This is a genomic window from Microcoleus sp. D3_18_C4, from assembly GCF_036702355.1.
GTDB lineage: Bacteria > Cyanobacteriota > Cyanobacteriia > Cyanobacteriales > Microcoleaceae > Microcoleus.
This window is the reverse complement of sequence record NZ_JAUBTF010000140.1, coordinates 1-4,443: the sequence shown is the minus strand read 5'-3', so window position 1 is coordinate 4,443 and position 4,443 is coordinate 1. Positions and strand designations below refer to the sequence as shown.

The 4,443-nt window shown below is 39.9% G+C and carries 2 protein-coding genes and 3 pseudogenes; 1 reads left to right on the top strand and 4 read right to left on the bottom strand.

Translation table 11 applies throughout. The features are described from left to right. Window positions 1–307: 307 nt before the first annotated feature. The 3 genes and pseudogenes from QUA90_RS30080 to QUA90_RS30070 form a co-directional block, all read right to left on the bottom strand. Complete coding sequence (locus tag QUA90_RS30080; RefSeq protein WP_333448757.1) at window positions 308–2,062, bottom strand: ATP-binding protein; 1,755 nt, start codon at window positions 2,060–2,062, stop codon at window positions 308–310. A 37-nt stretch (window positions 2,063–2,099) separates the two neighbouring features. Next, a pseudogene (locus QUA90_RS30075) lies at window positions 2,100–2,288 on the bottom strand (transposase); the annotation flags it as partial. After that, the gene (locus QUA90_RS30070; RefSeq protein ID WP_333332701.1) at window positions 2,279–2,737 is read right to left on the bottom strand and encodes a hypothetical protein; all 459 of its coding nucleotides are present in this window, start codon (window positions 2,735–2,737) and stop codon (window positions 2,279–2,281) included. The pseudogene QUA90_RS30075 and the gene QUA90_RS30070, both read right to left, overlap by 10 nt. Window positions 2,738–3,014: 277 nt before the next feature. Between QUA90_RS30070 and QUA90_RS30065 the strand changes: the two are divergent. After that, window positions 3,015–4,136 (top strand): annotated as a pseudogene (locus tag QUA90_RS30065) (ISL3 family transposase); the annotation flags it as partial. A gap of 14 nt (window positions 4,137–4,150) precedes the next feature. Here QUA90_RS30065 and QUA90_RS30055 read toward each other — a convergent pair. Continuing rightward, window positions 4,151–4,443 (bottom strand): annotated as a pseudogene (locus QUA90_RS30055) (IS701 family transposase); the annotation flags it as partial.

Here is a 4,443-nt window from a genome sequence, read left to right as displayed (position 1 = left end):
TACTTGAACGGGTTAATTGGAAATCAGGGAAAAACTTCATAAGTATAATTACTCACTGCTTTCATTGACATGCTCCCGATGGTGGGTTTGGGCTTGGGTCAACTTTTCGGTACATTACGAAAGTGATGCTCTACTAGGCTTTTGACTAATTTTAGCTCATAATCTTACACACGATCAGCCCCGTCAGGAGCCAAAGTCTTTTGATGTAAGGGTTTTAGGCTTTTTCAGCAAGCCCTAAGTAGGATTCCGCTACGTCTAAAAACAGTTTTATCTAAGAGCGTAAGTATTGCCAACCTAATTTTTGCAACTAATTTTTATTAGTTAAAGGAATAGCGATGGCGAATTCCGTTCCCTTTCCTGGTTCGGAGATGCATTCGATTTTTCCGCCGTGTCTCTCTACTATAATTTGGTAAGTTATTGATAAGCCGATTCCCGTACCTTTGCCTACTGGTTTAGTAGTATAAAATGGATCGAATATTTTCCGTCGGACTTCTTCTTTCATTCCCGATCCATTATCTGAAATCCGAATTTCGGCCATTTTGCCCTCAATTTTAGTAGCAATCTGAATCGTCGGAATGAAATATATATCCTTAGAATTCGGCAACGACAGCTTCTCTTCCAAAGTATCTATCGCGTTGTTAATTAAATTCATAAAAGCCTGGTTTAATTGTCCTGCATAACACTCGATTGCTGGTAAATCTCCATATTCTTTCACAATTCTAATTTCCGAGTAATGTGAGTTAGCTTTTAAGCGATTTTGCAAAATTAATAGCGTACTATCAATGCCTTCATGGAGATTTACTTTTTTGCGATCTGACTCATCTAAACGCGAAAAATTACGTAATGACAGGACGATCTGCTGGATGCGTTCGGTTCCAACTTTCATCGAATTGATAGTTTTTGGTAAGTCTTTAACTAAAAATTCTAAGTCGAGATTATCAGCTTCTAGTTTAATTTCTTTGGCTGGTTCGGGATAGTATTTTTGATACAAATCCAACAAACGAATTAAATCAGCTACATACTCGCTGGAATAACTAATATTACCGTGGATAAAGTTTACTGGATTATTAATTTCATGCGCTACACCTGCTACCATCTGACCCAAACTCGACATTTTTTCAGCTTGAATCATCATTGTTTGGGTACGTCGTAGTTCATCCAAAAGAGATTCTAACTGTAAAGCTCTTTCTCTTAGTTTTGCGGGCGTACTTACCAAAACAAATATTGCAGTTCTAGCTAATATAGCACTGAAAGTAGAAGCTATCCACAACCCTTTTAAAAGAGGTGAATTCTCAATCCAGCCATCTTTGGGAATAGCTGCTAACTGCCAGTATCCATTAGGTAAAGTTACTTCTAAAGTAACAGGCGATCGCTGGAAAACCTTCGCATTTCCAAAAAATACTTCTCCCGCAGCGCCTAATCCATCTTTTCCCCGAATCGCATATTTAAGCTTGGCAGATGAGTCTAATAGTCCCGCTTCTTTTAATAAAATATTCAAATCAATACCAATGCTTACCATTCCCCAATAGCGACCGCTTTCAGGAGGTTTGCCCACAGGACTCAGAAAAATTGGAGTACGAGTAATCAAAGCCATGTTACCCTGTTCGATTAATTTAACTGGTCCCGAAACTACAGTGTTTCTAGTATTAATTGCTCTTTGAAATGGCTTGTTCTCTTCTGGTATTTTCAGGGGTGCAAATCCTAAAGCATCTTCTTGACCTGCTAAAGGATAAAGATGGGTTGCAAGGGAATTTTTGAACAATGCAGCGCTAGGAATACCGGGTTGCTTGGCTAAGATAACTCTAGTCAAATTTTCAAACTCTGCTTGGCTAATATTTGGATTGCTTACTGAAATATAAGCTACCAAACCTTGCATTACAAATAATCGCTGGTTTAAAGAACCTTCAAGCTTAGCTCTCACCGTGCTAAGCTGGTCTAGTACAGCAACGCGGTTTTCCTGCTGGAAATGTTCGTTTTCTAAACGAATGAATAGCTGGGCGACCGCTAAAACGAGCGTCGCTGTTAAAAAGGCTGCTAGATAGGGTAAGTACCTGATTTTCACGTTCTTATTATATTAGAGCTAATTTGTAAACAAAAGATTAAGCAGACAGCCTGCGGGTCATCAAACGGATGAGCGACCCGTAAATCATCGCTTCACTGGTCTGGGTGTATAGTTCATAGTCCTTACTCAAGTGTCGAAACTGATTGAGCCAGCCAAAAGTACGCTCGACAATCCAGCGCTTAGGCAAAATCTCAAATTCCTTTGATGTCCGCTCAATCACATCCACTCGTACCCCACTCTATCGTTGCTACCGAAAAAAATTCCCCCAAAGTTTCCGACTCTGGCTTTAGATCGGGAAATAGAGATATTTCGATGTTGCCATGACTCAACATAGAGAGACTGGCCACAGCTCCTCTGATCTGTTCCGGCTTGACTTCCAGATACCTTTGCAACTGCTCTAAATTCCTTTGTCCGCTCACTTCCTGCACGATTATTAAGGGGTTGGCCTGGCGTTGGGTGGTAGCGAACGAGTAACACTCGCAGGTCTTCAATGACTGGAATGCAGCGCGTTGCCAGCTTGCCTTTAGTATTGGCTTTTCTAAAGATGATGTCCGAGCGCACTTCCCCTTCTGGGGTGTAGGCGTCGGCAATTCGCAGGGTGCAGGCTTCGGCAATCCGGGCAGCGGTGTAGAGGCAGACGCTAAAAAGAGCGCGATCGTGGTCATACCAATTCACTATGAACCTGCACTTAATATAGCTTCAAGGATATAGTCCCAACCACAGAGAGATAAAACTTCTTCATTCGTGAGAGATTTGATAATTATATCTACCTGTTCTTTGAGTTTATCGGCTCTTCAGTAGTTAATATGCTAAATGAATAGCTCGCGCCAGGAAAGAAAGACAAATGAAGCTAGCAAAATATTTGGTAGAGTCATTACCCGGGTTGACAGAAGAAGCTCATTTATTATTAAATATAAGCCAAAGCTAGAGGGGTTAGGTGGGTTTAACAGCCATGAGAACGAAAAATGAGATAAAGTTTTCAACCAAGCTGTTGAATATAGAGGGAATAAAAGTAATCTCACATCGCCAGCATGAAGGGATTGGAATAATTTTACAGCTCGAACAAATTGGAAAGGAAAGTAGCTGTCCCCGCTGTGGGACAAAAAGCCATAGATTACATCAAAATCATCGATACCTAGTCAAAGATGTACCTTGGGGAGAGAACTTCGTATTTTTAGAGATTAACAGACGACAGTTTAAATGTGAAAAATGTGGCAAGCCATTTAGTGAAGAGTTAGAGTTGGTCAGAAAAAGAAGAAGCTATACGAAACGGCTAGCTAGGAAAATAATTCAAGAAGTGTTAGAGAACGATATCCACAGCGTAGCCAAAAAAGGAGTAGTGACAACAGAAGAAATAGAAAGGATGTTGAAAGACGCAGCGAAAGAATACTTGAAAGCCAAGCCTAGCGAGTTGAAGAGATTAGGGATTGATGAAATAGCTGTAATTAAAGGAAAAGGGAATTACTGTGCAGTATTAATAGATTTAGAGAAGTCTAAGCTAATCGGGGTGTTGCCAGGAAGAAAACAAGAAGAAATTAGGGAAGTCCTCTTGGAGTGGGGAAAAGAGGTATTAGAGCAAATAGAAGAAGTAAGTATAGATTTATGGAAAGGTTATAAAAATTTAGTAATAGACTTAATGCCAAATGCTCAAGTAGTCGCCGACAGATTTCATGTAATGGCACAAATAAACAGGGAATTAGACGCCGAAAGAAAGCGCGAGAGAAGACAGATAGAAGATTTAATTAAATAAGCAGGCTCTTCAGAAGAAAAAGTCGAGCAGGAGAGAGTTTTAGAAGGATTGAAGAAAAGTAAATATGTGTTGCTGAAGAACGAAACAGACCTGAGTGAAGAGCAAAAAACTAAACTCGTGCAAGTTAAAGATGTATCTCCTACTCTCAAGCTCATGCCTGAATTAAAAGAAAAGCTCAGAAATATTTTTGAACAGACTAATAATTGGTTGGTTGGTTTATTTAAACTGGGAAGATGGCTATCAGGAGCAAAAAAATATTTTCCCGATAGTCAGAACACTATTATTCGTTGGCTAGATGAGATTATTGCTTACTTTGATTATCGGGACTTGAACAAAATTCAAGCCCAAACATAGCCCAAACCTGCTAGGTGTATGGCAAATACGTCACCATTATCTTGGAGCCAAGCGACAAATCTATAAGATATAGCCGTTCTAAAAGCTAACAAAGCAGAGCGTAAAAGTCTTTAAAGGTTTGTTTGCCCAACGCCGTCTCAATCCTCCTGTCAACTGTTGCCAAACAATAAAAGTGTAAGCGCAAAAAACTAATATCAAATGTCGGTGAAGGCTTTTTATGCTTCTCACTTGATATTCTTTTAGCCCTAACCAGCCTTTTGCCTCACGGTAAAACACT